We start from the raw sequence: 23,577 nt of genomic DNA, 5'->3' as shown, positions 1-23,577 counted from the left end.
CCTCCGGGCGGCCCCGGCCCAGCGGTTTCGGCGTCAGTGGGTGCCGGTGATCGGTTGTCGGTCGATGCACGCGGGGTTGGAGGCAGTGCTCGCGGCCTGCCGACCCTTGATCTCCACACGAGCACCGGGCTTGATGGCGACGTACACCTGCTTCCCGTCCTCGGGTGCAAGGGCGACGGCACCAAGGATGCCGTCCTTGCCGAGAGTTGGAAGACGGAGGGTTCCATCGCGAACAGCAGCAGCCGCTGTTGGTGGCTGCGGTCGGTGAAGGGGACGGCCCAATTCCGGGCGCCCGCACGGCCGATGGGGCGTTTGTTGGGGCGGAGTTGGACGGAAGGGTACTTGGCGGCCACTGTGACGGTGGTCTCGCCGATCGGGCAGAAGTTCGCCGGCGCGCCGATGGTGAACCTCTTGCCTTCGATGGTCAGTGTGTGGGCGTCCAGGCCGACCGTCACCCGCTGGGTGCGCACCGGAGACGGCTGAGCCGCGGACATCGCTGGAGATGAGGGTTGCTCGGCCAGGGAGCCGAGGGCGCCGCAGGTGAGGGCCGCTGCCGCCAGTGCGGTGGTGGAGAGCACAGCGCGTCGGCCGCGGCGGCGTGCCGCCCGGCTCCTGATCTGTGCTCCCTTGCCCGGGGTCGACGCCTTGCCGAGCGCGGCCAGCCCGCGAGGCCGAGCCGAAAGCTCCGCCTCGGTCAGGGGATGCGGTGGCGGCTGGTCAGACACAGGCTCGCTCCGTCGGGTGTGGTTCCGCGCTCACCAGATGAGCGGCGAGTGCGGAACGGCCGCGTGACAGGCGCCCCTTGACAGTGCCGAGGGCCGCGCCGGTCTGGGCGGCTATCTGCTCCACGCTCAGGTTGCACAGGTGATGCAGCACGATGGCGGTCCGCTGAGCTTCGGGCAGGCAGCGCAGCGCGGCGACCAACGCCACGTGGTCGGGGCTCGGTTCGGGTGCCGCCCGGGGCGCGGGCTCGCCCCGGACCAGATCCCACCAGTGACGTGCCCGCCGCCGGCGACTCATCGCCAGGCGGTGTGCCACCATGCGGATCCACGCCTCGGGAGCCTGGTCGCTGTTCAGGACAGACGAACGCCGGTCCCAGGCGCGTACAAACGCCTCCTGCACCACGTCCTGAGCCTCGGCGTGGTCCCCCGTCACGGCGTACAACTGGCCGACCAGACGCGGGTAGCAGCCGCGTAGAAGAGGTCGAACTCGTCCTCGGTCACCTCGTCGTGCTCTCTCACGGCGCGGGGCGCGTGGTGTACGGCCGGGGCGGTGGGGGTCTTACGGTCGTGGTCTGTCCGGCGGCGCTGTGCTCAAGCCACTGCTTCCACGACAGGTTCCAGTCGCCGTAGCCGTTGCCGACGGCGACGGTGGCCTTGTCCGACCCGGTGACCGTGACAACGTCACCGACCGCTACCTGGTTGTAGAAGCGCTTGGCGGTGCCGTCGGTGGCGAGGCCGACACAGCCGTGGGTGACGTTACGGTGTCCGGCCTCGGTGTCCGCCTGCGGGTTCTGGTGCACGTACGTCCCCGACGTCGTCAGGCGTACGGCCCAGTAAGTAGTCGCCGCGGTACTCGTCACCGAGGCCCACGGTTCTGGAGTCCATGAGCACCTTGGACTGCTTGTCCATGACAACCATCGTCCCTTTCCAGGTGTCCAGCACCGGCCGCCCGGTGGTGACGGGGATGCGCGTCGTCTGACCGCCGGTGTTGACGGTCATCATGTGCGTGCTCGCGTCGACCGTGGCGACGAGTGACCGGCCGATGGTGAAGTGACGGACGTCGTGCGATCCGAGGCCGAGGGGCCGGCCGCCCAGGCAGGGCTGGTGTCCCGGCCTGACGGTGGGCCGAGAGCCCGCGTGGAGTTGTGATCGTGCATCAGGAAAAGGCCTGGCCGCGCTGTTGATCAATCTGATAGCTTCCAGTCGCCCGTGACACCGCCCGAGGAGGTGAGACCCATGAACGCTGTATCTCTGTGGGTGCTCCCCCTTCCCGTCACGGCCGGCGATTGACCTAGGTGTCGCCGGGAGCGCCTCGACAACAAGGCACTCTCGAAAGGCAACACCCATGCACTCTCTGCACTTCACCGCCGAGTCTTCGTCCAACGGCGTCCTTGAGCGCGACTTCACCGTGCGCGACGTCCCCGGAGTTCTCTGGTCGCCGGCTTCCAGCGCCGATCACGCGCCCCTGGTCCTCATGGGCCATGGCGGAGGCAATCACAAGAAGCACCCGGCGATGGCCGGCCGGGCCCGTCTCCTCGTGAACGGCTGCGGCTTCCACGTCGCCGTCATCGACGCGCCCGGTCACGGCGACCGGCCGCGCACGGCGCACGACGAGGCTGAGATCGCCGAACTGTTCCGGGCGAGAGCGGCCGGCGAGCCGGAAGGCCCGATCGTCGTCCGCTACAACGAGCACCTGGCGCAACTCGCGGTACCCGAGTACCGGGCGACGCTGGACGCCCTCCAGGAGCTTCCGGAGATCGGCGCCAACGGACCGGTCGGCTACTGGGGCATCAACATGGGCACCGCGATCGGCATACCTTTCGTGGCGATCGAGCCCAGGATCACCGCCGCGGTCCTCGGCCAGCACTGGCCCGACGTCCTGGCTGAGAAGGCGAAGCAGATCACCATCCCGATCGAGTTCGATCTGCAGTGGGATGACGAGCACATCACTCGCGACGAGGGACTCGCGCTGTTCGACGCATTCGCCTCGAAGGAGAAGTCTTTGCACGTGAACTCAGGCAAGCACAAGGAACTGCCCCGGTTCGAGGCCGACAGCGCGGTCCGATTCTTCGCCCGGCACCTCGGCAGAGCGGTCAGCCCGGCGGCCTGACATGCGCGGTTGCGGCGCCCGGCCCCCAGCCGGGCTCCCCCACCACGTCCCCAAGCCGGGGCTCCAGCCATGAGGCGTTCCCACGTCACCAGCCCACCCCACTCCTCCCAGGGGGTGGAGCCCTCAACAGCCCGGACCCTGAAAGTCCGGCAACGGGCCCCTGTAGGGAGACCTTCCACCGCCGCCCCCTCTCGCCGCCGCCCGTGCGGCAGAGCAATGCGGGTGAGCCTCAGATCCCTCAGGGCCAGGTACCAGAGAATCGGTGAACAACGGCTGAACGTGCCAAGCACTCGCAGATCCGGTGAGCGCGGCCGGGGAGTTCCGATGGCCACATCAACGGCCGCGCTGTGGTGGCTCACGGCGGCCGGGGACCAACGGTTCGCAGTCAACGGCTCGCAGTTCTTCATCACTCTCGCCGAGCCGCACTGGTTGAACGGCAAAGCACACCATCTTTGGCGAGGTGTCGCGGCCTTGTAGGCCAGCCTGGCCGCGGTAACCCCGGGGGGCATCACCCCATCTCTCTCATGCCACCGGGTGGAGGACTGACAACGCCGCCTTCCAGCGTGACCCTGGACCCGCGCTCAGCGTGGGCCACCGCCGAGACGGCCCACCGCGCTGCGCGCGGGCTGTCCAGATCGCACGGTGACGGACCGCCCACCCGGCCCTAGCGCCCACCCCGCTGGGGCTGGCCAGCCCAGGACAACCGGGCCGCACCGCGCGGGCGGCCCGCGACGACGGCGAGCCGCGCCGCCGGTGGGGTGCGGAGGCGCTGCGAGAGGGTTGATGCCCCGTCAGCACAACAGCATCGGCCCGCACGCGTGATCGTCCCGCGAGAGCGCCGGAGTCAACTGCACCTACAGGGTCTGTGACTCCCTGTACGGCCGCCACAGACGCCCCTGGGAGAAGTCGACCAAACCCTTGGCGGGCCCACCCCTGCCCGAGGCCGACGAGGGTTGCGGACCATCCGCCCACACCTGCGGAGGCCGTCGCATGGCTGGCTGCGTAGATGAAAACGAGGAACGAATGCTGGCCAGTACTGGCAGCCGTTCTGGCCTGACGTGCCTTCGGATGTCGGTCAGAACTAGGAACGGCTGGGGGGCAGACATCGATTCGACTCATCCGATGGTCTGGGGGTGCGAAGGGATCGTTGAGCGTGCGCTCAAGGACGCGTTCGTCCGCGGGCGTGATGACTGTGCTCAGCTCGCATCGCGCCTTGGACCTCAGGGCATGGAGTCTGATCTCCAGCAGGGTGCGGACGTGGTGGTCGCCGGTGCGGAGGTCTGTGTCATCGCGCTCGTAGAACCGATCGAGGTCCTCACGTGGCGGCCGAATGTCGGCATTCCAGCGGCGGTACGCGTATGCGACCTCGCCTGCGGAGAGGCCTTGCCTTCGTTCGAAGACGGCGATCTGTCTGTTCTCGGCGACGGATAGTCCGCGGATCACGGGTGCCCGCCGATGATGCGTTCGGCGTCGCGGGAGCTGCGTCCTGATCTCGCTCGGTGATCGGCGAGGCATGGACACTTCCAGGAGCAAGACGTTGGGGTCGACCGACCCTAGAACTCTCGCGACGGAGGTCAAGCCTTCGGCGTCGGTTCAGCTGACCGGCTATCAGTCCCCCGGCCGCCCTGCGACTGATCGGCACGAATCGGCTCGCCACCTGGCTGAAGAACAGCAGAGTCCGCCATGGTCACAGCCCGGTGCCACCCCGTCTCGAGAACCTTCTACGACCGCAAGAGAGCCGAAGGCAAGAGCCACAAGCAGGCCGTGATCTCTCTGGCCCGAGCGACAACCAGATCGATGACGGCGATCAACCCGTCTCGCACCCAGGGCCGGCGCACCCGCCCGGCCCGCTCACAGTTCGCCATGTGCCCCATTCTGCCGGGGAGTTGAGGGCCCGCTCGGCCGCTCACAGTTCGCCCTGTCCCACATTCTTCCGGGGAGTTGAGCGCCCGCCCGGTCCTGCCCAGGCCACTCCCACCGCGAGGAGCGAGACCAGGAGCAGTACGAGTACCGCCCAAGTGCCGCCGTCGTCTGCGGTGTGGAGGGCCAGGGCGACGAGGGCGACGCCGAGTGCGGTACTCAGGCCCCGGGTCATGTTGACGAGTCCGCCGCCCGTGCCGGAACAGGAGGCGGGGATGGCGCCCATGATCAGGGCGTTGTTCGCCGGGATGAAGGTACCGAGGCCCAGGCCGAGGAGGGCGAGCAGTGGGACCAGCGGGCCGGTGGTGAGCGGGAGTGCCGACCTGGCGGCGAGCGCGCCAGCACACACGACCGTCCCCAGCACTCCTCGCTCGCGGTCGCTCATACCGCCCGGCAGCAGCCGGTCCGCCCCGGTCGCGGCCAGCGCGAACCCGGCACGCAGAGCGGTCAGGACGAGTCCCGCGGTGAGGTTGGAGGAGCCCGAGTCGGCCAGGACCACGGGGACCAGGGCGAGCGGCCCGAAGAGCACGAGGTAGCCGCAGAGTGCCCCGACCAGCCCGGTCGACACCGCGCGCAGCCGCAGCAGGGACAGTCTGCCACGGCAGCATGCTGGCAGAAGGGGCTGACAGCCCATCGCGGCCACCCACCCGAAGCCGTGCTGCCTCAGGTCATGAGCGTCGCGGTCACGCTCTATGCCTGCGGCGTGGGGAGGTGGCTCTCGCCATGCGGGCCCCGGGCCTGACCGGCGAGCGCGAGGCCGACCGCGGGCAGCGTAGACCGAGGCGATCGGTCCGCCGACCGTATCGACGAGTCAGGCCCGACATCTGCTCGGCGAAGGGCCGACGCCCGCAGGACATGACCGGACGTAGGAACCGTCGAACGCGTAAACCGACGACGCCCGGTCTGACCCCGCAGGGCACATCAGCGGAAAACCACAGGTAGGACCTGTGAATACGCCGGGCCCAGCTCCCGCCGCCGGAGTACTCGGCCCTGTCAACGCACTTCGGGCCTCGATGTGTACCGCCTCATCGCTCGCGGCGACCGACAGGAAAGCCACGTCCGCTCACGTCGACCAACAGGACAGCCATGTCCGCGATCGATGGGAACAGCAACTCCTCCAACCGGAGCACTACTTCATCCACAAGCCGGACTATCAGCCGCACGGCACTGGAGGCGGATCATGTTCAGGCAGCTTCCCAAGGGGCCGCGCGTCCGGCGAACGTCACTCAGCATGGTGATCCACGGAAAGCGGGCCAGAACCTGAGAAATGACAGCGGTCGTGGGGCAGTTGGCCCTGGGTTGGCATCGGCCGGTCGAGGACTGTGCTCGATCACAGGGAGGTTGACAGCCAGATGGTCGCGGCCGCGGTGGCGGTGAGCCCGACGTTGAGTGCGATCCGGCGGTCGTTGCCGGTCAGGTGGACGGCGATCGCACCGGTCTGCAGGAGGACGAAGCCGATGGCCGCGGCCATCGCCAGCGAGGGCGCGATACCGGTCAGCGGTGGTAGGACCAGGCCGGTCGCGCCGAGGATTTCGACCGTCCCCAGGGTCCTGAGGGCGGGCAGGGGCATGCGGTCCACCCAGGCCATCATCGGCCGGAGTTGATCGCGGCTGCGGATCACCTTCAGCGTGCCCGCGTAGCAGTAGAACAGGGCGAGCAGCCCCGCGACGATCCAGTAGACGATGTTCATGATCCCGTTCATGCTTCCCGTTCGTGGGTCACCGGTTCACGGAGACCTGTCAATTACGTCGATGGCCAGAAGTACCCTGGAGAAGGCCTGGTCCGTCGTCCGGGGGCCTGTCGAAGGACGGTTGGCCGCCGCGGTCCCCGCGGGTCGGCCACTCCCCCGCAGTTGAAGGGAGGGCGGCGCCGATCCGTTCCATCCGTCGACTTCACGTGTGGTCCGTGGCGGGCTCGGTCGCGTAGCGGCTCATCGCGTCGATGTTGGCCTGTCGCGTCAGCGGTCGGCCGTCGGCGAGCACCTCTTGGAGGTCCCGGAAGTACTGCACGTACAGGTCGGGGGTGAATGTGCTGAGCATGACGGCGGGCTGGTCGGTCGGGTTGTCGAAGGTGTGAGGCGTACCCGGCGGAACCATCACGAGCGTGCCGGAGGTGGCGTCGTAGTCCTCGGCCCCGACGGTGAACCGCACGGTGCCGGAGAGGATGTAGAAACCCTCGTCGTGTCGGGCATGGCGGTGCTGCGGCGGTCCCTGGGTGTGCGGGGCGAGGACGGATTCGGCGATCGCGAGGCGCCCTCCGGTGTGGCTGCCGTCCTCCAGAACGCGCATACGTGTGGGGCCCAGAACGATCGTCTCGCCGGCGCCGGGGCCCACCACCGATACGGCGGGGTCGGTCTGCGGCTCGCTGTGCTTCGTTTCTTCGGTCATGCCAACGAGTCCACCGCCAGGGCCCGGCCAGTGTCCAAGACCCATCTCGCGGTGCCCATACCCGGTGGGTATCGTTGCAGCGTGGAGCTACGTACCTTGCGCTACTTCATCGCTGTCGCCGAGGAACTCCACTTCGGCCGGGCCGCCAACCGGCTGCACATGAGTCAGCCGCCGCTGAGCCGTGCGATCAAGCAGTTGGAGGCCGACGTCGGGGCCCTGCTCTTTGCCCGTTCCCCCACCGGCGTCACGCTCACTTCGGTGGGCACGGTGCTGCTTGACGAGGCGCGGGCTCTACTCGATCATGCCGACCGCGTCCGTGTACGCGTAGGCGCGGCGGCCGGCGTCGCGACCATCACCGTCGGCATCCTGGGCGACGGCACAGACCCGGGAGTGACCAGGCTGGCCGCCGCTTACCGCCGAAGCCATCCCGGTATCGACATCCGCATCCGCGACACCGACCTGACCGACCCGACGTGCGGGCTGCGCGCCGGACTCGTCGACATCGCCCTGACCCGGGCGCCGTTCGACGAGACCGCCCTGACGGTGCGTACGCTGCGAACCGATCCGGTTGGCGCAGTCCTGCGCGCCGATGATCCGCTGGCCCGCCGCAACCGGCTACGGCTTGCGGAGTTGAGCGACCGCCGCTGGTTCCAGTTCCCGCAGGGCACTGACCCCATCTGGCAGTCGTACTGGAACGGCGGCAAGCCGCGCGAGGGCCCGGTCGTGCGCGCCGTCCAGGAATGCCTCCAGGCCGTGCTGTGGAACGGCACCATCGGCCTGGCCCCGCTCGGACACGACCTGCCCGCGGAGTTGGCCGTGGTGCCGCTGATCGACATGCCGCCGAGCCGAGCCGTCGCGGTGTGGAACGAAGGTGACACCAACCCGTTGATCCGATCCTTCGTCCAGATCGCGACAGCCGCGTACCGCCACTGAGCACTGGTAACCGACCCGGCCGCTCGCACCGCGGGGCCCGGCACCCGACTTGGTGTGACGCCTGCCGCGAAGGGTCACACCAAGTCAGGTGCGCTCTCCTGGGCGGGATCCTTGGATGTCGGGTGATCCGGACCGTCGGCCGGAGCCGCGGCACGCAGCGCCGCTTCGACCCGGCGGTTGTTGGTCATGGATGCCGTGATGGCCGTCATCGCCAGGAGGAGGACGGCGGCGACGTAGAGCGGGGTGCGGATGTCGTAGGTGGTGGCCAGCCAGCCGCCGAGGAAGGCGCCGAACGGGGCGGCGCACATGGCCAGCATGCGGGAGGTGGAGGCGACCCGGCCCATGAGGTGGGCAGGGACGATCGCCTGCCGAAGGGAGGGGCCGAGCACCATCGTGGCGCCCATGCCCGCTCCGCAGACGGCGAGCGCGAGGCCGGCAACGTACGGGTTCGGGGTGGCGGCAAGGCCCAGGATGGCGAGTCCCTCGACTGCTGCCGTGCAGGTCAGTGCGGTGCCGGTGCCAAGTCGTCGGCCGAGGAAGGAGGCGATGCCCGCGCCGAGCAGACCGCCGGTGGCCTCCGCCGTGAGGAGCAGGCCGAAGCCGAAGGTGCCGATGCCGAGACGATCGTGCGCGAAGAGGGCGAGGACGGTCTCCACGGCGAGGAAGGCGATGTTCCCGACCGCCGGACGCAGCGCGAGTCCGAGCAGCAACTGGTCCTGGAATACGTACGAGGCACCGGCCCGCGCCTGCCGCAGCAGCGACTCGCGGGCCTGCGGTACCGGCCGGGGCATGGCGGGCAGCGTACGTACGAGCAGTGCGGAGAGCGCGAACGACACCGCGTCGGCGAGCAGCGGAACCGCCCGCCCGACGGCGAGCAGGGCACTGCCCGCAGGCGGCCCCGCGAAGCCGGACGCGGCGGTCTGGGCGCCGCGCAGGCGGGAGTTGGCGCGCTCCAGGAGCGCGGTGTCGCGGCCGAGCAGATCCGGCAGGTAGGCCGTGGCGGCTGTGTCGAAGAAGAGTCCGCCGATGCCGAGCAGGAAGGCGACGGCCGCGAGCAGTGGGATGCTCAGCACGTCGAGCGCGGCCGCTGCCGCCGGTATCGCGAGCAGCACCGCACGCGCCGCGTCCGTGACCCACATCGTGCGCCGGTGGTCCCAGCGGTCCACCAGCGCACCGCCGAGCACCCCGAAGAGCAGCCACGGCAGCGTTCCGGCGGCCGTGACGACGGCGAGTGCCATCGGATCCCGGGTCAACGTCAAGGCGAGCAGCGGCAGCGCGGCATGCGACACCCCGTCACCGAGCGAGGACACCGTCTGCGCAGTCCACAGCCGTCCGCACCCGGTCGGCAACTTCCGTATGCCTGAGGTCATTTGACGTCTCCCTCGCCCTGCTCGCGCGGTGCCGGGTGGAACAGTGCGAAGACGAGTGACGCGTCCGGCAGCGACGGATCGGACAGCTCCCGGTACTCGTCCGCCAGTGCCTCCAGTCGCGCCCCCAGCTGCGCGAACTGCTCCTCGGTGAGCCGCAGGTGCGCCATCCGTACGTGCCGCTCGCCATCCACCGGCGCCGCCTCCAGGTCCGCCACCGCATGCCGCATCAGCACATCCGGCCCTCCCTCCCCCGGATCCGGCAGCACGATCGCCCGCGCGGCCATCGCGTAGTACCGCTCGGTGACCCCCCGCACCTTCCGCGTCCGTACCACCTTCACCAGGCCGGCCCGCTCCAACAGCCGTACGTGATAGCTGGAACTCCCCTTCGCGAGGCCCACTCGCTCGGCGATCTGCGTAATCGTCGCGGGCTCGAAGCGGAGCACGGCCATGATCCGGTGGCGGGTGAGATTGGAGACGGCTCGCAGCTGCTCGTCCGTGGTGACGTGAAACGTCTCGGGAAGATCATCGGTAGGCATGGCCTAATGGTCAACGATTCTTGACCATTGAGCAAGGGGTTTCCGTACGGGTCTTCCGGAATTCGCTGTCCGGCGCGAGAGGCCTCCGCTCCCGCGCACGGCTGGCCGCGGGCCGCTTCCTGCCGCCGCCGGACTGGAACCCCCGACACGGCTACCGGCGGCGCGACGCCGAGACGGCATGCAGGGACCTATCCGAGACCCTCTGCCAAAGGGAGCCCAGGCATTGCGGCCGCCGAAGAGCGGCGGGCGACGATGCCCCGCCCTTCGGTCTGGCGGTCTCCTTCACGACCGGCAGCCGCATCTGAATCCAGGTCACGGAAGGGGGCGGCCCCACGGTGCCAGAGTCAGCGACGCCGAGGTCCCGGAGACCGGCGCGGCCTCAGCCCCCACTTCTGCACGCGGACCCTGAGCCCCCGTCATGCCACGGTCAACGCCCAGGCCAGCGGCCTGACACGGCCCTACAGTGAGGACATGCCAGATCAGCACCGCGTGGCCGTGGACAACGACGTCGAAATCCCGGTCCCCACCTACGGCGAGACCTGGGCGGTTGGCGCGGTCATCCTCAACCGTGCCGGCAGAGCCTTCGCGCAGAAACGCAGCCCACACCGGCGGCTCTTCCCCGACTGCTGGGACATCGTCGGCGGCCACGTCGAGCCCCGCGAATCACTTTTGGATGCTCTCGCCCGTGAGGTCGCCGAGGAGACCGGCTGGCGCCTTCGCCGTATCCACCGCCTGCTCGGGATCACCACCTGGACCGGCGACGACGGGAACGGAACACGGCACGAAGCGGACTACCTCATCGAGGTCGACGGCGACCTGGACCACCCCGCCCTGGAATGGTCCAAGCACACCACCTACGACTGGTTCGGCCCCGGCGACCTCCCCCGCCTCAAAGAGAACCGAGCCCCCGGCGAATACCTCATCCACGACCTCATCGCCAAGGCCCTACATGCTCACCCGGACGGGCTCTAGTGATCCAACTCCCCTTTCAGGTATAGAGGTTGAGGGGTGGGGGCGTCGCTGGCGGACCGCACCCCTTCCACACTTACGCCGGGAACGCGCCCGCGGAAATTCCATCGCGGAGCCGGTCAGCGGCCGCCGTTCAGCAGCTCAGGTTGCCGCCCGGCCCCACCCCGATAACCTGGGCGAAGTTCTGGTAGTAGTTGACCCGGTCCTGCACCTCGGCGGGGTTGCCGCCGTTGCACTCCACACTGCCGTTGATGCTGCGTATCGTCTCGCCGAACCCGGCACCGTTGACCATCGCGTTGTGTGCGGTCATCGAGCCCGCGCCGTTCTGGGTGTCCCAGAACCACAGGGCGGTCTTCCAGGCGACCGCGGAGTCGTTCTGGACCAGGTTCGGATTGTTGAGCAGGTCGATGCCGAGCGCGTCGCCCGCCGCCTTGTAGTTGAAGTTCCAGGAGAGCTGGAGCGGACCGCGACCGTAGTACGCCGACTGTCCCGCCGGGCAGCCGTAGGGCTGGCTCCAGTCGCAGTACTGCGAGTAGTTCGCCGTGTTCTGCTCCACCACGTAGACCAGGCCGCCGGTCTCGTGCGCGACGTTGGCCAGGAACGCGGCCGCTTCCTGCTTCTGGACGGTGTCACTGCCCGTTGTCGCGAAGCCGGGGTAGGCGCTGAGAGCCGCGGTCAGGCCACTGTACGTGTAGAAGCTGTTGCGGTTCGGGAACATCTGGTTGAACTGAGCCTCGCTCACCACGAAACCGGACTGGCTCCCTGATCCCGTGCCGCAGTTGTAGGGATTCCAGTACCAGGTGCTGATGGTCGGGTCGTAGCCGGGATTGTCGTGTGTGGCCTGGAAGTACTGGCCGTTGGTGTACCTGACGACGTCTCCGGTGACGTAGGACCTGCCGGCAACCCAGTCCGAATAGGTACAGCTCAGGGCCTGCCGCGGGGCGGCTGAGGCGGTGGACATCGGCAGCGTGACGGCCAAGGCCGCCGACGTCGCCAGTGCTGCGATCCATGCTGTCAGGCACCTTTTCAGCACGTGATCACTCCTTTGGGTGCGCTCGCGTGGGGGGGATCGGCAGCACTCTGCGACATCAGCCAAGCGGCACACGGCTTCCGTCACACGCCCGACTCCCTTTGCGGGGTTGCCGCCGTTAGCGAGCCACTCAAGTGGAAAGGTCTGTACCAGTCAAGGTGTAGGGCAGTATTCGCTGTTGGGCGTCAGGTCTCGAACGCCCCCACCGCACCTCGCCCCAGCCCGCCGGACCGCCAGCAGATGCGGTCACCGTCATTTCCGTCTCCAAGACCGCCTCGACCAAGCGAGATCAAGGCCACGGCTGAAACAGGGCGGCGTTAGCGCCTAGGTCGCAGGTTCGAGGATTGGGCCCGCTCAGCTTCGCCACGACATCCACGGTCGGTTCGGTCGCTCACTGCACGGGGAGGGCGGTCGGGGAACACCGGTGCCGTTGTCCTCGGGCTGTGGGGGCACGAAGGTCAGCGTGATTGTGCGGTGGATTCCGTTGCCGAGCGCGTCTTCGCCCGGTGATTGCCGTTGGTGTGGGAGGCGTCGGGCCCCAAGGCGGCCGACGACCGCGGTGGCCGGGCTCAGCAGCGTTACCAACGCGGCCAGTTGCGCCGGGGCGGCCCCCGGGGCACGGGCACCTTGGGAGAATTGACCAGCGATGTCCTCCTGGTCCAGGCATCGCGCCGGGCTCGACGGGGCGCCCCGTCAGTGCCGTCAACTGGCGGGCACTGAGCGGGTACCAGCCGGGGCGCCCAGCCGGAAAGACCGGTGACCGTGAACATCACTGGGCCGAACTCGCCGCCCGGCACGTGGTGTTGGACCCACACGGGCAGGGCGGGCTCGCTGAGACAGGGGGCCCGCCACACTTCGGAGGCGTACCTCTCAGGCGCCACAGCGGAGTTCAGCTGCACCGTCGATCAGTGATCAGTGCACATGGGCTGCGATGATCCGCGCGCACTCCAGGGCCTCGGCATGCGTCGTGTCCACCTCCAGGTCGTAGCGCACCCCTTGGTGGACCAGGTCTGCCTGCGCTTCGGCCATCCCAGTAACCCGATTACCTCGTGCGACCTCACGACCGGCGGCAACCGCGCCGTCACACCTGACGCCAACCCACAGCACCCGCAATCCGCCCAGAGCCTTCTGCCACCGCTGCTGAGATGCCGCTCCACCGAGGAACACCTCGTCGACGATGACCCGGGCACCCGCACGGACCATTGCGGCGATCCCCTCGATCCATGCCTCTTCCAGCGCCCGGAACGAAGACCCGACCGCCACCCCGCCATCCGGAGCGACCTCGATCCCCGTCTCCGACCCACTCATAGATGCGGGCATACCCTGGATCAACGTGTCGACCCCGAAGGCCAGCCAAGGATCGGGCAAGGCCGCCTGCAGACACCGGGCAAGCCCGGACTTCCCCGAGCTGGAACCACCATTGAGAACGATCACCTGGGTCATCACCTCTCCACAGTAGGGGCGCCGAAGCGGCCCCCCAAAGCGATTTTGGTCTGCCCTCGTGCTCCCACCACAATCCGGCGAGTTGGTAGTCAGTCACTACCCGGCGAGATGTTGGTCAGTCCCACCAGCCACTGCCGCCGTGCCAGCGTCGCATCCACTCCCGGAAGCCCAACGCCACTGACATCGGCTACGGGTAGGCGCCGACTTCACTCACCACCCACACCTTGCCTCGCTGGGGACCGGTCGCGACCAAGGTCCAGTAGGAGAGGCCACCGTCGGTGCCGAGCACGATGGAGCCGTGGTGTAGACGTCGGCGACGCACGCATGTTGGGTGGCGGCGATGGGGTCGTCATCCCAGCCCCAGGCCTCCTGGAGCGGGAATGGGACGGCGAGGTTACGGCCCCTGTCATTCCGCTGCGGGACCACCGGGATCTAAGCTCTGGGCAGGGAAGTGCCCCTGCCGCTGGGGAAATCCGGGCTCTGACCGCAGTTCCGTGGAGGCTCCTTGAGTCGGTCGCGGGCGTGATTCGTCCGGAGCCAACTGGTTGGATGAACGCATGACGGATTGGTCGACGCTTACCGACGAGTGCGGCTCCGTAAAGCACGTGCCCGCTCTCCTGGGCCGCTTCGAGGCTGATCCGAGCGGTGTGGTCGGAGGTGATGGACCATCTATGCCCGCAGCTGGATACAGCCTTCCCCGCTGGATACGCAGGGAGCGAACAACCTTTGGACAACACACCGGGGCGAGGGGGGCGGCACGAGGCGGACAAGCGTATGCCGGACGGCTCGGCAGCAGTGGTGTCGGCGGCAGGCGAACGTAGGCCCGGCCGCAACTGACCGCCAGGGTAGGTCCAGAGCGCCGCAGGTGTAACCCGGTTACTGACGCCCGTCGCCGCATACCTCGCGATCCGCCAGTCTCCATCCTCGAAACCGACCACTCGAGAGGACCCACCATCTGATGTCCATATGGCCTTCAATCGTCGCCGTACTCGGTACCCTCGCCGGCGCTCTGACCGCCGGACTCCTCCAGCACCGTGCGGCACGCACCGCACGTACCGAGCAGCGCGCCGACAGTCACCGCCAGGACCAGCTCGGTGCCGTCACCGACTTCGCGGCCGCCCTGGACGCGCACCGCTCGGCGATCTTTCACCGGGAGCGTCTGGCCCTGACCGAAGCAGGTACCGAACACCAGCTAGAGGCCCAGACGAGGTCCCACGACACTCGGGCGGCCATCACAGCACCCCACATCCGCCTTCAGGTCCTGCTCCCCGAACTGACCGGCCCCGCCCAACAGGCCGCTGATGCCACGTACGCGCTGCGCCGAGCCACGAGCCGCACCGAACTCGACGCACAGCGGCACACGGCCAAGGAGGCGGCGGTGGCCTTCGTCACCGCAGCTGCCACGCTGCTGAGCCCCAACAACCACTGACCGCGGCCGCCCACGGCCGCCGTCTCGACCGCCTGGTCGTGCCCCGGCTACCTCACGCCCCAGTCCCTCGACGGCATCGACCAGCGCGCCCACACGCTCCTCGCCGAAATCGCCGCCTGCCCAAGCGCCCCGGAACCGACCACGACATCACCGACCAGGCTCAAGCCCCGCAAGCCGAAGCCGCCACCCCCGAACGCCCCTACCGGAACCGGCATTTGGACCTCGACCTCGCCCCCCCACCGCCAGGCCGTTCCCCGGCGCGACAGGCGCCCTGGCCGCCACCATCGGCCAGCTCCACACAACCACCGGCAGCCCCGACTTCAGCGTCTGCACCGACATCGCCCACTTCACGGCCGACCCGCCGCTCCCAAAGCGCAGCTCCCGGACTCCGTGGCACAAGTTCGTTGACTGCTGCATGACGGTGAGTTCGACGAGGCGCGTGACCGCGGCCCCTCGAACTCCACCACCATGCCCCGGCCTCCGCGAACGCCGTCACTTCCTCCGCAAGCGAGCTGAACACATGCTGACTGACCACTGGGTGCATGGTCTCCCAGGTCAGAGTGACCGTTTTCCCGCTCCGCCACCGCCCCGCCCCTGATGCCTTTCAGGACGTGTCATACGTCGATCTGCTCGAAGATGTGCGGGTACGACACGATGTCGTCGGGGAACTCGGCCGCCATGCGCTGGAACTCCGAGCTGGCGAACGCCGTGGCGAGAGCCTCGGTCGACTCCCAGACGGCGACGTTCATCAGTAGCCGACTGTCCGCCGTTCCCTTGTGCATCTGCAGGGAGACGAACCCCGGCTGAGCCTTCATGAACTCGGCCTGCCTCTGAAAGAGGGTCAGGAACGATTCGGTCCGCTCCTTCGGGACGAAGAAGGTGTTGGCCAGGACGATGGGCCCGGTCTCCTCCTTGAACTGCGCGAACATCGGCGTGTGCGGGTCGAGGCTCTGCAACTTGGCCATCTTCGGTACTCCCTCTCGCTATCGGATAGTGGGTGTGTCCTGACTCAGACGAGCGCGGCGACCAGCGCGGCGAAGGCGGCGACGATGATGGCGACGCGGAAGTAGTGGTAGCGGTCCCAGCGCTTCATCTGCTGCTTCCAGTCGTCGGGCCGGTTGTCGGGGGTCCAGGTCTTGCCCTGGTTGTTGATCGGGACGAGCAGCAGGACCGACATGATCACGCTGACGATCAGCAGCGCGGCGGCGATGACGACGAGGCGGGTGCCGTGGTGGTGCCATCCGGCCACCGCCCAGATGCCGACGAGGACGAGTGAGCCGATGTACCAGACCGGCATCACGGCGCCGAGCATCCGGCCCCCGTGGGAGCGGGCCTGTTGATTGCTGTCCTGCGGGAGGGCCTCGAAGATCGGGTTCATGACGAAGGCGACGGAGAACTCCACCCCCACCATCAGACCGACGGCGACTGTGGTGATGACCTGAAGTGCGCTGAGCATGGCCCCTCCTGGGATCTAGCGCTGCTAGCTGATGCGGTCAACGCTAGTACTACTGCCGCTTGGATGTCTAGCGGTGCTAGGCTTCGAGTTATGTCGGTACAGGAACGCAAGGAGCGCGAACGGGCGGTTCGCGAGCACCTCATCGTGGCGACGGCCCGTGAACTCGCCGAGCAGCAGGGCTGGGACGCGGTCACCACGCGCCGGCTGGCCGAGCGCATCGAGTACAGCCAGCCCGTGCTCTACACCCATTTCCGCGGCAAACGCGAGATCATCGGCGCCGTCGCCCTCCAAGGCGCCACAGAGTTGGCCGCGGCGGTGCGGGCCGCGACCGCCGCCGTGGACGGCCCGCGCGAGCGGGTCACCGCCCTGGCGTGCGCCTACCTCGACTTTGCCGCACGCAACCCGGCGGTCTACGACGCCATCTTCCAGCTCGACGGCGGTCTGGCGTACGCACAGGAGGACACCCCGGAACCTCTCAAGGACGCCTTCGCCGCGCTGCTGGAGTGCCTCGCCGAGGTCGCGGGGGACGGTGTCCACCCGGGGCTGTTCACCGAGGTGTTCTGGGCGTCCCTGCACGGGGTGGCGACCCTGACCCGGTCGCGACGGCTGATGCCCGGCGAAACCGATCAAAGGGTGGAACTGCTGGTGGACCGCCTTGCCGTGCTCTGACACCCCATCCCGGCGCTCAAGCGGCCGGGCCCTCGGGCCCCGCCGCTACCTGCCAGCGGCGTCGCTACCGCCCACACGGCGCAGACCGCCGGGCTCCGTACCCGAGATGGGCCCCCGCCCCGGAAACCGCGATGCTCACTGATCACGACCCGATACGCGTCTTGATGCCGCGTCATTCACTGGTGCCCTCGTCGTCCCCGTAGATGTGGACGGTCGCCGGGTCACGCAGTGGGCGCAGGCCCTCGCGTAACGGGCGGGCGGCGAGGCTGAACGCCCACGCAGTTGAGGGTGGCTTGCTTCAGCGGGGAGACCCGAGCCACGTCCTCGTCCAGGACGTCATGCTCCCCACTCCTCGGGCGGCAGGGCCCGAGGTGATCGACAGCGACGTGGAGGTAGCCGGTTGCCCACAGCACGGCGGAATTCAGGACCAGGCCGAACGCGCCGAGTTGGTCTTCTTGCCCCGTCCGGTACGCCCGCAGGGAGGACACCCCCGGCGTGAAAACGAGGACGAAGTCCTCGCCGATCCCGACGGCCACCTCTCGCAAGACGGGCCAGGGCATCTGCCTGGTCACGAATATCGAGCCAACGGCTGGAGCGGCACGGCCCCGTCGAGCCACGAGGTCCGGCACGTCCTCCGGGTACTCGGCCGCGAGGTCGCGACTCTCCTCCGCCGCGAACGCTTGGCAGTCGCGCCACCACGGAGCGACGGCCGACACATGAACCAGCACACGCATGCGTCGGCCCAGCCGCTCCAGCGCATGCCCAGTTCAACATGTCCTTCGAAAGGAGCCGGGCGCCTTCCTCAGATGGCAGTGGAGAGTGCCACGTTCCGCCATTGGTCGAGTTCACGTCGCACTAGGTCGAGCTTCGCTTCAACGCGCTCGATCGCGTCCGCGCCCAATTGCAGGCGCAGCGGAGGCTCGGCGACCTCGGTGACGTCGACGATGGCTTTTGCCCCCTTCTTTGGATCTCCCGGCTGACGGCCGTCGCTGTGGGCCAGCGCCTCGCGCACCGGCCCCGCACCTGCCTCGTAGTCCTCGATGGAGGCCGGTTCGACCCGCACGCTGGAGCTGTTGAGGAAGTCGGTACGGAAGCCCCCCGGCTCCACGATCGTGACACGGACATCGAGAGGTGCCAGCTCGCTGTGCAGTGCCTCGGAAATGCCTTCGAGGGCAAATTTCGACGCACCGTACAGACCGACGCCCGGAGCGGTGGCGAAGCCGCCCACGGAGCCGATGTTCAGGACATGTCCGGATCGCTGGGCACGCAGCGTCGGTAGGGTCGCCCGCAGCGTGTTGAGCGCACCGAACACGTTGACATCGAACAGAGCGCGAGCGGCCTCGTCGGAAACCTCCTCGATCGCGCCCACGAGACCGTAACCGGCGTTGTTGACCACAACGTCGATCTGGCCGAACTTCGCCAGACCGGCCTCAACTGCGGCCGCCAACTGCTCCGGTTCGGTCACGTCCGCGTTCACCGCCAGCAGTCCGTCCGGCTTTCCCGGGTAGGCCAGCAGCACCGCCGACGCGTCCCTCGCCGTCGCGATCACGCTGTGTCCTCGGTCCAGCGCCTCACGGGTGATCTCCGCGCCGAGCCCGCGCGACGCACCGGTGACAAACCAAACACTCATGTTCTCCCCTGTTCCCATAGCCCGAACGGCTGATGACTCGACGCTAGAAGCTAGAGTCGGGTCTAGATCAAGAGCTGTGTGACGGGGGGGTTGTCCGTGGGCCTGAGCATCGGCGAGGTGGCGGAACGCAGTGGGCTGAGCGTGCACGCCCTGCGGTTCTACGAGCGCGAGGGCCTGTTCGCCAATCCGGTGCGCCGGTTGACCAACGGCCGTCGTGTCTACCACGAGGAAGATCTGGAGTGGCTGGCGATCTGTACGAAGCTGCGCTCCTCCGGCATGTCACTGGCGACGATCCGGCAGTACATCGAGCTGGCCCGTCAGGGTCCGGGAAACGAACGGGAGCGGCTGGCGTTGCTGCGTCAGCACGAGGAGCACGTGGAGGCGCAGATCCGGGAACTGCACGAGACGTTGGCCGTGATGCGGGACAAGGTGCGGATCTACGAGGATCATCTTGCCCGCGGAGAGGCTGACCGGCTCTGGAATCCGTCCCACCCGGACCACGCGGCCGACACCCACCAGGAGTGCCATCCCCTGACGCGCCCTTGACCGTCCGGCAGCCTGGGCTAGGAGTTTCGCCGTACCCCGTCGAGCTGGGCTGATGGAGGATTACTCGAAGCCGGGTTCCGCGCTCAGAGTGATCGTCGTCCGGCCCGGTCGGGTGTCCCCTGCCTCTGCGGTACGTCTGCCGCCTGGACATCTCGATGCCCGCCTCGCGGTAGGGGCATTGCCGGGGCCCGTGGCATCCGACGATTGGATCTCGACAGCGACGGGTCCTCGGGGCAGGCATGGAGGCCGATTGGTTCAGGTGGCCTGCGCGAAGATGAGACCAACGCATTCGCGGGGCCGGTTGGTCCGTGAGCGGGCAGATCGCCCCCAGGGTGAGCAGGCCGCCGTCTCCCTCAGCATCCGCAGCCGTCAACTCGCCCTGATCCGGGCAGGGTTGGTCAGCGAGTACAGGAACCGGCGGCCTGCGTCATAGAGACTGCCGCAGTTGGGCTCCGGTCCGCCGGGCTTCAGCAGCTCACCGAAATCGCCTCCAGCGATGGGACAATTCCCGCCCCTGGGCAACCCCACGTGGCCGCCGGTCAGTCGGCCATTGCCGAGATCCAGGGACTGACCGACGTATCCACCGTCGTGGCGTGGCCACAGCCTTCCGGGAGACCCCGGACTCGGCCCGCAGCGCTGGGCTGCGACTCTTTGCCCATCAGCCCGACCAGCTCTATTACCGAACGGTGTGCCCTGTTGGGCCCGGCCCCTGTCACGGGTGCCGTGAAATGCCGATGCCCATGACGGGAAGGCTCCGCCCGTCAGGCAGTCACCTCTGTAGTGGTGGCTGGCTGGTCTGGGGGCGGCCGCGCTGAGGCTGCCCATCGGGTTGAGATGGACCAGCGCGGTGAACGACGACAGTCCAGTGGCGCTGTTCAAGAGAACGGGATCTGGCACAACTTCTGGGGCCCGGGGCCCGGGACATCGGTTGCCGCTGTCCCGGATAAAGGTTCGTACTCGCAGATCGATGTCTCTACTCTGAGTCGCAACGGGACTGCGCATTCCCGCAGGTTGCGGTGCCGTGGCAGAGCGGCCCATTGCGATCGACGTGGGAGAGGTTCCTCCCACGCCGACTGACGGAGACGGGGCGGACCTGCTCCCATCTGTCCGCGGGTTCAAATCCCGTCGGCACCGCAGCCGACCTGGCTTGGCCCGGCGCACGACTGCCGCGTCGCGCCACGTCCACGGGTGTCTGGTGCCAATGAAGTCAGCCGCGCTTGTCACCCAATTGAGCCTGCCGTCCAGGCTCCCGCCCAGTCCCCCGTCCACTCCCCCGTCCGGTCGGGGCGAGCCGAACGGGGCAGGGCAGAGGGCGCTACCGACGGCACTCGTGCCCCCATTCAGCGGCCTTTCAACAGCGCCCGCTAGCGTTCCCGCCAACAGCACACGGACCAAGGCGGCAACAGTGGACAGCACAAGCAACGAGACGCCAGCAGCAGCTGGGACGGTGGGAACGCTGCCCACCGTCGTCAAGACCGGGGCAACCATCGCTCTGCTCGCAGCGCTGGCAGCGATCCTCCTCACTCTCATACCGGTGTCGGCAAAGATCCGGGACCGGGACTCCTACGATCCCCACGGCACCCGGGAGATAGCCTGCGGATCAGTCCTGATGCCCTCGGGCGACGACGCCCTGGCCGACAACGGCACCGACGCACCAGGATGCGCCTCCGCCCGGGTTCAGCGTGCAGGATGGGCCGGCGTATCCCTTGGCGGCTCCGTCGTCATCCTCGTCTTCTCGCTGCTCATGGGAGACGGCATGGCCGGTGGCCCCAACACGCAAGCTCCGCAGACACGGCGTACACCCGAGTAGCGTCGCCTGGATCGACTGACAAACGCGTGGCTTCCTTTGACAACAGGCCCGATCCTGGCAGGGAATGCGGAGCTGATGGCCCGTAAGGAGCAGTCGGCCACCTCTGCGATGTCGCCGAGAGCGATGCGCTCGGCAAGGTTGGCTTCGATGACTGCGCGGCCGCATTGCATCGCTGCGCAGCCGAGCCTGCGTCGGCGAGTTGGCCGTGGTCATCTCCCTTGGCCCATCTTGGGATTCGGCCATGGTTGCTCTACATCACCAGGCCGGGCCATGCGGCGGGTCATGTACGTCGTCAGCCTGCGGTTTGCGCTGGGGGGAAGTCGGCGCTGAGAGTGACTTCCCGCCAGTCGTCGAAGGCGGTTTTGAGGGTATCGAGCTTGCCCGTGGCGATGTCGTATGCCGCTTTGCCCAGCAGCAGGCGCAGCGGGGGCTTTTCGGCCGTAACGGCGTCGATGACGGCCTGGGCGGCGCGTGCCGGATCTCCGGGCTGGTGACCGTAGGTGGCCAGAGTACTGGCGCGTCGTGTGCCAGCGGTGTGGGCGTAGTCGTCGATGGTTGCGGCGGACTGACGCATGGAGGGTCCGGACCAGTTGGTGCGGAACGCGGCGGGTTCGACGATTGTCACGTTGATGCCGAGTGGGGCGATCTCGGCGGCGAGGGACTCGGAGAGACCTTCCACGGCGAACTTGGTGGCGTGGTAGTAACCGGTGGCGCCGAACCCGACGAGGCCGCCGAGAGAGGACATGTTCACGATGTGGCCGCAGCGACGGGCTCGCATGCCGGGCAGGACGGCCTTTGTGGTGTTGACCAGGCCGAAGACGTTGGTGTCGAACAAGGCTCGGACCTCGTCGTCCTCGCCTTCTTCGATGGCGGCGAGGTACCCGTAGCCGGCGTTGTTGACGAGTACGTCGATTCGTCCGAAGACTGCCTGTGCCTGGGCGACCGCCTTCGCGATCTGTTCGGCGTCGGTGACGTCCAACGCCAGGGTGAGGGCGCGTTCCTCGTGCCCCGCGACTATGTCGACTAGCGTGCTGGCCTCCCGGGCGGTGACCACGGCACGCCAGCCGTGTTCCAGCACGGCGTGGGCAAGTGTCCGGCCCAGGCCGGAGGAGCAGCCGGTGATGAACCATACGGGAGAGTCAGAGGAGCTCATGCGAGAGGTGTCCTTCGTCTTGAATGTCTTCGAAATCGGTGAGGTTGAGGCTGCCCAGCAGGGCCAGCGACTGTTCGGCGGCGCTGCCAGTTTCGGCCCGGTAGACCACCAGGTGCTGGCCGGGGGCGCTGTTGACGGAGAAGGTCTCGAAGTTCAGAGTGAGGTCGCCGACAAGCGGGTGCCTAAAACGCTTGGCTGAGGCCGTCTTTGCCCGCACGTCGTGGCGCGCCCACATGCGTGCGAAATCGGCGCTGCGCACCGACAGTTCACCGACGAGTTCCTGCAGTCGCTGATCGTCCGGGGCGGGATTGGCAGCCCGCAGCGCGGCCACGCACCCCTGCGCTACGACGGGCCAGTCGCGGTAGAAGACTTGGGCGGCCGGGTTGAGGAACATGGCTGTGATCAGGCTGGTCTCGTCTCCGAGCCAGGAGAACAGCGCCTCGCCCAGGGAGTTGACGGCCGACAGGTCCAGATACCGTCCATAGACCAGAGCCGGGGTGTCCGCCCACGCATCCAGCATGGACACCAGTTGTGGGCTGGCGTACTCCCGAGCGGGCCGGGGCCGCGGGTGCTGTGGCGGATCGACCACGGCGCGCAGGTAGGCGGCTTCCTCGTCCTCCAGCAGGAGCGCGGCCGCCAGGGCTCGCAGGACCTGGGACGAGGGATTGCGTTCGCGTCCCTGTTCCAAGCGTACGTAGTAGTCGGTACTCACCCCGGCGAGGACGGCAACCTCCTCACGGCGCAGACCAGGAGTACGGCGCGCCCCCGCGGGCATCCCGTGGTCCTCGGGACGCACCAGTGCGCGGCGGGCCCGCAGGAACTCACTCAGCCGATTGTTGTCCATGCCGACCAACGTAGGGGCTTGCACCGCGAAGAGGGTGGCCCTCCCACACCCACCCGGAGGATCGGATCAAGAGTTGCCGGAGGCCGGTCCAGACGCGTTCAGCATCGAGGGCCTCGACGGCTCCCCGCCATGGCATGGCGGGCATGGCGATCCGGGCTCGTTTGCGCAGGTAGAGCTGAGGTCCGGGTCCCACCGGGCACGCGGTGTACTTGTGGGTCAGCAAGATGACTGCCCCTCGGAGTCCGGGGTGCTCGAAGCGCTCTCCAAGGCTCTGGCTGATGCCGCAGAGCAAGTCCCGCTTACGGCTGCTGTGCCGGGCAGGGTCGGCGATCAGATCCCGCCGGGTGGGCGGTCAACAGGCAATCGCGCCGACGTTCCAGCCGACCTCCATCGCCCCGCCGACGGGTACGCCGGCCCGCGCCGCCGAGTCAGGGTCGTGGAGTCGGGGCCGTGGACGTAGCGAACGTCCGACTGGCAGATCGGAAGCGGCTGGTAGGGCACCTCGATCGGCATGCGGGCCAACCTGAGACAGACGGCAGCCTGTCTCAAAGGGGCCTGTCTCATTCGGCGTTGTGCGGTACAGGCGGAGTTGAGGCGGCGTCAGGCCGACTGTCGGCAGT

General features: G+C 68.2%; 25 protein-coding genes, 1 tRNA gene and 1 pseudogene. 11 read left to right on the top strand and 16 right to left on the bottom strand.

The annotated features are described in order from the left end of the window. Nucleotides 1-342: 342 nt before the first annotated feature. Nucleotides 343-483, top strand: a complete 141-nt coding sequence (locus OG522_RS34870; protein ID WP_329467039.1) for a hypothetical protein — start codon at nt 343-345, stop codon at nt 481-483. A 234-nt stretch (nt 484-717) separates the two neighbouring features. Here OG522_RS34870 and OG522_RS34865 read toward each other — a convergent pair. Continuing rightward, nucleotides 718-1,223 (bottom strand): annotated as a pseudogene (locus OG522_RS34865) (SigE family RNA polymerase sigma factor). 14 nt (nt 1,224-1,237) lie between these two features. Next, the gene (locus OG522_RS34860) at nt 1,238-1,582 is read right to left on the bottom strand and encodes a L,D-transpeptidase (RefSeq protein ID WP_329467038.1); all 345 of its coding nucleotides are present in this window, start codon (nt 1,580-1,582) and stop codon (nt 1,238-1,240) included. A gap of 485 nt (nt 1,583-2,067) precedes the next feature. Between OG522_RS34860 and OG522_RS34855 the strand changes: the two genes are divergently transcribed. From OG522_RS34855 to OG522_RS34845, 3 genes are all read left to right on the top strand, one after another. After that, on the top strand, nt 2,068-2,832 hold the full coding sequence (locus tag OG522_RS34855; protein WP_329467037.1) for an alpha/beta hydrolase: 765 nt from the start codon (nt 2,068-2,070) through the stop codon (nt 2,830-2,832). 324 nt (nt 2,833-3,156) lie between these two features. Then, nucleotides 3,157-3,309: a hypothetical protein gene (locus tag OG522_RS34850; protein ID WP_329467036.1), complete on the top strand. Its 153-nt coding sequence runs from the start codon at nt 3,157-3,159 to the stop codon at nt 3,307-3,309. Nucleotides 3,310-4,059: 750 nt separating this feature from the next. Then, the gene (locus OG522_RS34845) at nt 4,060-4,263 is read left to right on the top strand and encodes a hypothetical protein (RefSeq protein WP_329467035.1); all 204 of its coding nucleotides are present in this window, start codon (nt 4,060-4,062) and stop codon (nt 4,261-4,263) included. A 475-nt stretch (nt 4,264-4,738) separates the two neighbouring features. Here OG522_RS34845 and OG522_RS34840 read toward each other — a convergent pair whose 3' ends face one another. The 3 genes from OG522_RS34840 to OG522_RS34830 form a co-directional block, all read right to left on the bottom strand. Next, a complete protein-coding gene (locus OG522_RS34840) occupies nt 4,739-5,539 on the bottom strand; it encodes an MFS transporter (protein ID WP_443074857.1) in 801 nt (266 codons plus the stop codon). Nucleotides 5,540-6,082: 543 nt separating this feature from the next. Then, on the bottom strand, nt 6,083-6,442 hold the full coding sequence (locus tag OG522_RS34835; protein WP_329467852.1) for a DoxX family protein: 360 nt from the start codon (nt 6,440-6,442) through the stop codon (nt 6,083-6,085). A gap of 202 nt (nt 6,443-6,644) precedes the next feature. Next, nucleotides 6,645-7,139, bottom strand: a complete 495-nt coding sequence (locus tag OG522_RS34830) for a cupin domain-containing protein (RefSeq protein ID WP_329467034.1) — start codon at nt 7,137-7,139, stop codon at nt 6,645-6,647. A gap of 81 nt (nt 7,140-7,220) precedes the next feature. Between OG522_RS34830 and OG522_RS34825 the strand changes: the two genes are divergently transcribed. Next, nucleotides 7,221-8,072 (top strand): LysR family transcriptional regulator, encoded by an 852-nt coding sequence (locus OG522_RS34825; RefSeq protein ID WP_329467033.1) that lies wholly within the window; start codon nt 7,221-7,223, stop codon nt 8,070-8,072. Nucleotides 8,073-8,146: 74 nt separating this feature from the next. On the opposite strand, the gene OG522_RS34820 is transcribed toward OG522_RS34825, so the two are convergent. Together OG522_RS34820 and OG522_RS34815 are read right to left on the bottom strand one after the other, a co-directional pair. Continuing rightward, the gene (locus OG522_RS34820; protein WP_329467032.1) at nt 8,147-9,442 is read right to left on the bottom strand and encodes an MFS transporter; all 1,296 of its coding nucleotides are present in this window, start codon (nt 9,440-9,442) and stop codon (nt 8,147-8,149) included. Next, nucleotides 9,439-9,978 (bottom strand): ArsR/SmtB family transcription factor, encoded by a 540-nt coding sequence (locus OG522_RS34815; protein ID WP_329467031.1) that lies wholly within the window; start codon nt 9,976-9,978, stop codon nt 9,439-9,441. Before OG522_RS34815 ends, OG522_RS34820 begins: the two co-directional genes overlap by 4 nt. A gap of 471 nt (nt 9,979-10,449) precedes the next feature. On the opposite strand from OG522_RS34815, the gene OG522_RS34810 reads away from it, so the two are divergent. After that, nucleotides 10,450-10,950 (top strand): NUDIX hydrolase, encoded by a 501-nt coding sequence (locus OG522_RS34810; protein WP_329467030.1) that lies wholly within the window; start codon nt 10,450-10,452, stop codon nt 10,948-10,950. 130 nt (nt 10,951-11,080) lie between these two features. Here OG522_RS34810 and OG522_RS34805 read toward each other — a convergent pair whose 3' ends face one another. The 3 genes from OG522_RS34805 to OG522_RS34795 form a co-directional block, all read right to left on the bottom strand. Beyond that, nucleotides 11,081-11,980, bottom strand: coding sequence for a glycoside hydrolase family 19 protein (locus OG522_RS34805; RefSeq protein WP_329467029.1), 900 nt, complete (start codon nt 11,978-11,980; stop codon nt 11,081-11,083). A 909-nt stretch (nt 11,981-12,889) separates the two neighbouring features. Then, entirely contained in the window at nt 12,890-13,420 is a 531-nt protein-coding gene (gene cpt, locus OG522_RS34800) for a chloramphenicol phosphotransferase CPT (protein WP_443074788.1), read from the bottom strand. 187 nt (nt 13,421-13,607) lie between these two features. Continuing rightward, a complete protein-coding gene (locus tag OG522_RS34795) occupies nt 13,608-13,742 on the bottom strand; it encodes a hypothetical protein (protein ID WP_329467027.1) in 135 nt (44 codons plus the stop codon). Between the two features lie 636 nt (nt 13,743-14,378). On the opposite strand from OG522_RS34795, the gene OG522_RS34790 reads away from it, so the two are divergent. Further along, the gene (locus OG522_RS34790) at nt 14,379-14,849 is read left to right on the top strand and encodes a hypothetical protein (RefSeq protein WP_329467026.1); all 471 of its coding nucleotides are present in this window, start codon (nt 14,379-14,381) and stop codon (nt 14,847-14,849) included. 614 nt (nt 14,850-15,463) lie between these two features. Here the strand turns inward: OG522_RS34790 and OG522_RS34785 are convergent. Continuing rightward, nucleotides 15,464-15,814: an antibiotic biosynthesis monooxygenase family protein gene (locus OG522_RS34785; RefSeq protein WP_329467025.1), complete on the bottom strand. Its 351-nt coding sequence runs from the start codon at nt 15,812-15,814 to the stop codon at nt 15,464-15,466. Between the two features lie 44 nt (nt 15,815-15,858). Next, complete coding sequence (locus OG522_RS34780) at nt 15,859-16,305, bottom strand: DUF1772 domain-containing protein (protein ID WP_329467024.1); 447 nt, start codon at nt 16,303-16,305, stop codon at nt 15,859-15,861. 90 nt (nt 16,306-16,395) lie between these two features. Between OG522_RS34780 and OG522_RS34775 the strand changes: the two genes are divergently transcribed. Further along, nucleotides 16,396-16,974 carry a TetR/AcrR family transcriptional regulator gene (locus OG522_RS34775; protein ID WP_329467023.1) on the top strand — a complete coding sequence of 193 codons (579 nt, stop codon included), beginning with the start codon at nt 16,396-16,398 and terminating at the stop codon, nt 16,972-16,974. Between the two features lie 221 nt (nt 16,975-17,195). Here the strand turns inward: OG522_RS34775 and OG522_RS41335 are convergent, their stop codons facing one another. Both OG522_RS41335 and OG522_RS34770 read right to left on the bottom strand, forming a co-directional pair. Further along, nucleotides 17,196-17,534 carry a Tn3 family transposase gene (locus OG522_RS41335; protein ID WP_443074856.1) on the bottom strand — a complete coding sequence of 113 codons (339 nt, stop codon included), beginning with the start codon at nt 17,532-17,534 and terminating at the stop codon, nt 17,196-17,198. A 242-nt stretch (nt 17,535-17,776) separates the two neighbouring features. After that, nucleotides 17,777-18,622 (bottom strand): oxidoreductase, encoded by an 846-nt coding sequence (locus OG522_RS34770; RefSeq protein ID WP_329467022.1) that lies wholly within the window; start codon nt 18,620-18,622, stop codon nt 17,777-17,779. Nucleotides 18,623-18,700: 78 nt separating this feature from the next. Here OG522_RS34770 and OG522_RS34765 point away from each other — a divergent pair, with 78 nt between their 5' ends. The 3 genes from OG522_RS34765 to OG522_RS34755 all read left to right on the top strand — a co-directional run bounded on the left by OG522_RS34765 (nt 18,701) and on the right by OG522_RS34755 (nt 20,960). Beyond that, nucleotides 18,701-19,150, top strand: coding sequence for a MerR family transcriptional regulator (locus OG522_RS34765; protein ID WP_329467021.1), 450 nt, complete (start codon nt 18,701-18,703; stop codon nt 19,148-19,150). A gap of 1,015 nt (nt 19,151-20,165) precedes the next feature. Then, a tRNA-Arg gene (locus OG522_RS34760) sits at nt 20,166-20,284 on the top strand. A 271-nt stretch (nt 20,285-20,555) separates the two neighbouring features. Then, nucleotides 20,556-20,960, top strand: coding sequence for a hypothetical protein (locus OG522_RS34755; protein ID WP_329467020.1), 405 nt, complete (start codon nt 20,556-20,558; stop codon nt 20,958-20,960). A gap of 292 nt (nt 20,961-21,252) precedes the next feature. Here the strand turns inward: OG522_RS34755 and OG522_RS34750 are convergent, their stop codons facing one another. Together OG522_RS34750 and OG522_RS34745 are read right to left on the bottom strand one after the other, a co-directional pair. After that, nucleotides 21,253-22,113 (bottom strand): oxidoreductase, encoded by an 861-nt coding sequence (locus OG522_RS34750; RefSeq protein ID WP_329467019.1) that lies wholly within the window; start codon nt 22,111-22,113, stop codon nt 21,253-21,255. Then, a complete protein-coding gene (locus tag OG522_RS34745) occupies nt 22,100-22,957 on the bottom strand; it encodes a helix-turn-helix domain-containing protein (RefSeq protein ID WP_329467018.1) in 858 nt (285 codons plus the stop codon). Before OG522_RS34745 ends, OG522_RS34750 begins: the two co-directional genes overlap by 14 nt. Between the last annotated feature and the right edge of the window lie 620 nt (nt 22,958-23,577).

It is taken from the genome of Streptomyces sp. NBC_01431 (assembly GCF_036231355.1).
In the GTDB taxonomy this organism is placed as follows: Bacteria; Actinomycetota; Actinomycetes; order Streptomycetales; family Streptomycetaceae; genus Streptomyces.
Note: the sequence above shows the minus strand (reverse complement) of the source record. Positions and strands in the feature narration are given on the sequence as shown.

What these genes read in the sequence shown, in the direction of transcription:
- OG522_RS34750 (WP_329467019.1), bottom strand. Translation starts at nt 22,113, where the DNA reads ATGAGCTCCTCTGACTCTCCCGTATGGTTCATCACCGGCTGCTCCTCC.
- OG522_RS34845 (WP_329467035.1), top strand. Translation starts at nt 4,060, where the DNA reads ATGGAGTCTGATCTCCAGCAGGGTGCGGACGTGGTGGTCGCCGGTGCG.
- cpt (WP_443074788.1), bottom strand. Translation starts at nt 13,420, where the DNA reads ATGACCCAGGTGATCGTTCTCAATGGTGGTTCCAGCTCGGGGAAGTCC.
- OG522_RS34815 (WP_329467031.1), bottom strand. Translation starts at nt 9,978, where the DNA reads ATGCCTACCGATGATCTTCCCGAGACGTTTCACGTCACCACGGACGAG.
- OG522_RS34820 (WP_329467032.1), bottom strand. Translation starts at nt 9,442, where the DNA reads ATGACCTCAGGCATACGGAAGTTGCCGACCGGGTGCGGACGGCTGTGG.
- OG522_RS34810 (WP_329467030.1), top strand. Translation starts at nt 10,450, where the DNA reads ATGCCAGATCAGCACCGCGTGGCCGTGGACAACGACGTCGAAATCCCG.
- OG522_RS34850 (WP_329467036.1), top strand. Translation starts at nt 3,157, where the DNA reads ATGGCCACATCAACGGCCGCGCTGTGGTGGCTCACGGCGGCCGGGGAC.
- OG522_RS34830 (WP_329467034.1), bottom strand. Translation starts at nt 7,139, where the DNA reads ATGACCGAAGAAACGAAGCACAGCGAGCCGCAGACCGACCCCGCCGTA.
- OG522_RS34770 (WP_329467022.1), bottom strand. Translation starts at nt 18,622, where the DNA reads ATGGGAACAGGGGAGAACATGAGTGTTTGGTTTGTCACCGGTGCGTCG.
- OG522_RS34745 (WP_329467018.1), bottom strand. Translation starts at nt 22,957, where the DNA reads ATGGACAACAATCGGCTGAGTGAGTTCCTGCGGGCCCGCCGCGCACTG.
- OG522_RS34790 (WP_329467026.1), top strand. Translation starts at nt 14,379, where the DNA reads ATGTCCATATGGCCTTCAATCGTCGCCGTACTCGGTACCCTCGCCGGC.
- OG522_RS34785 (WP_329467025.1), bottom strand. Translation starts at nt 15,814, where the DNA reads ATGGCCAAGTTGCAGAGCCTCGACCCGCACACGCCGATGTTCGCGCAG.
- OG522_RS34780 (WP_329467024.1), bottom strand. Translation starts at nt 16,305, where the DNA reads ATGCTCAGCGCACTTCAGGTCATCACCACAGTCGCCGTCGGTCTGATG.
- OG522_RS34775 (WP_329467023.1), top strand. Translation starts at nt 16,396, where the DNA reads ATGTCGGTACAGGAACGCAAGGAGCGCGAACGGGCGGTTCGCGAGCAC.
- OG522_RS34835 (WP_329467852.1), bottom strand. Translation starts at nt 6,442, where the DNA reads ATGAACATCGTCTACTGGATCGTCGCGGGGCTGCTCGCCCTGTTCTAC.
- OG522_RS34855 (WP_329467037.1), top strand. Translation starts at nt 2,068, where the DNA reads ATGCACTCTCTGCACTTCACCGCCGAGTCTTCGTCCAACGGCGTCCTT.
- OG522_RS41335 (WP_443074856.1), bottom strand. Translation starts at nt 17,534, where the DNA reads ATGCCCTGGCCCGTCTTGCGAGAGGTGGCCGTCGGGATCGGCGAGGAC.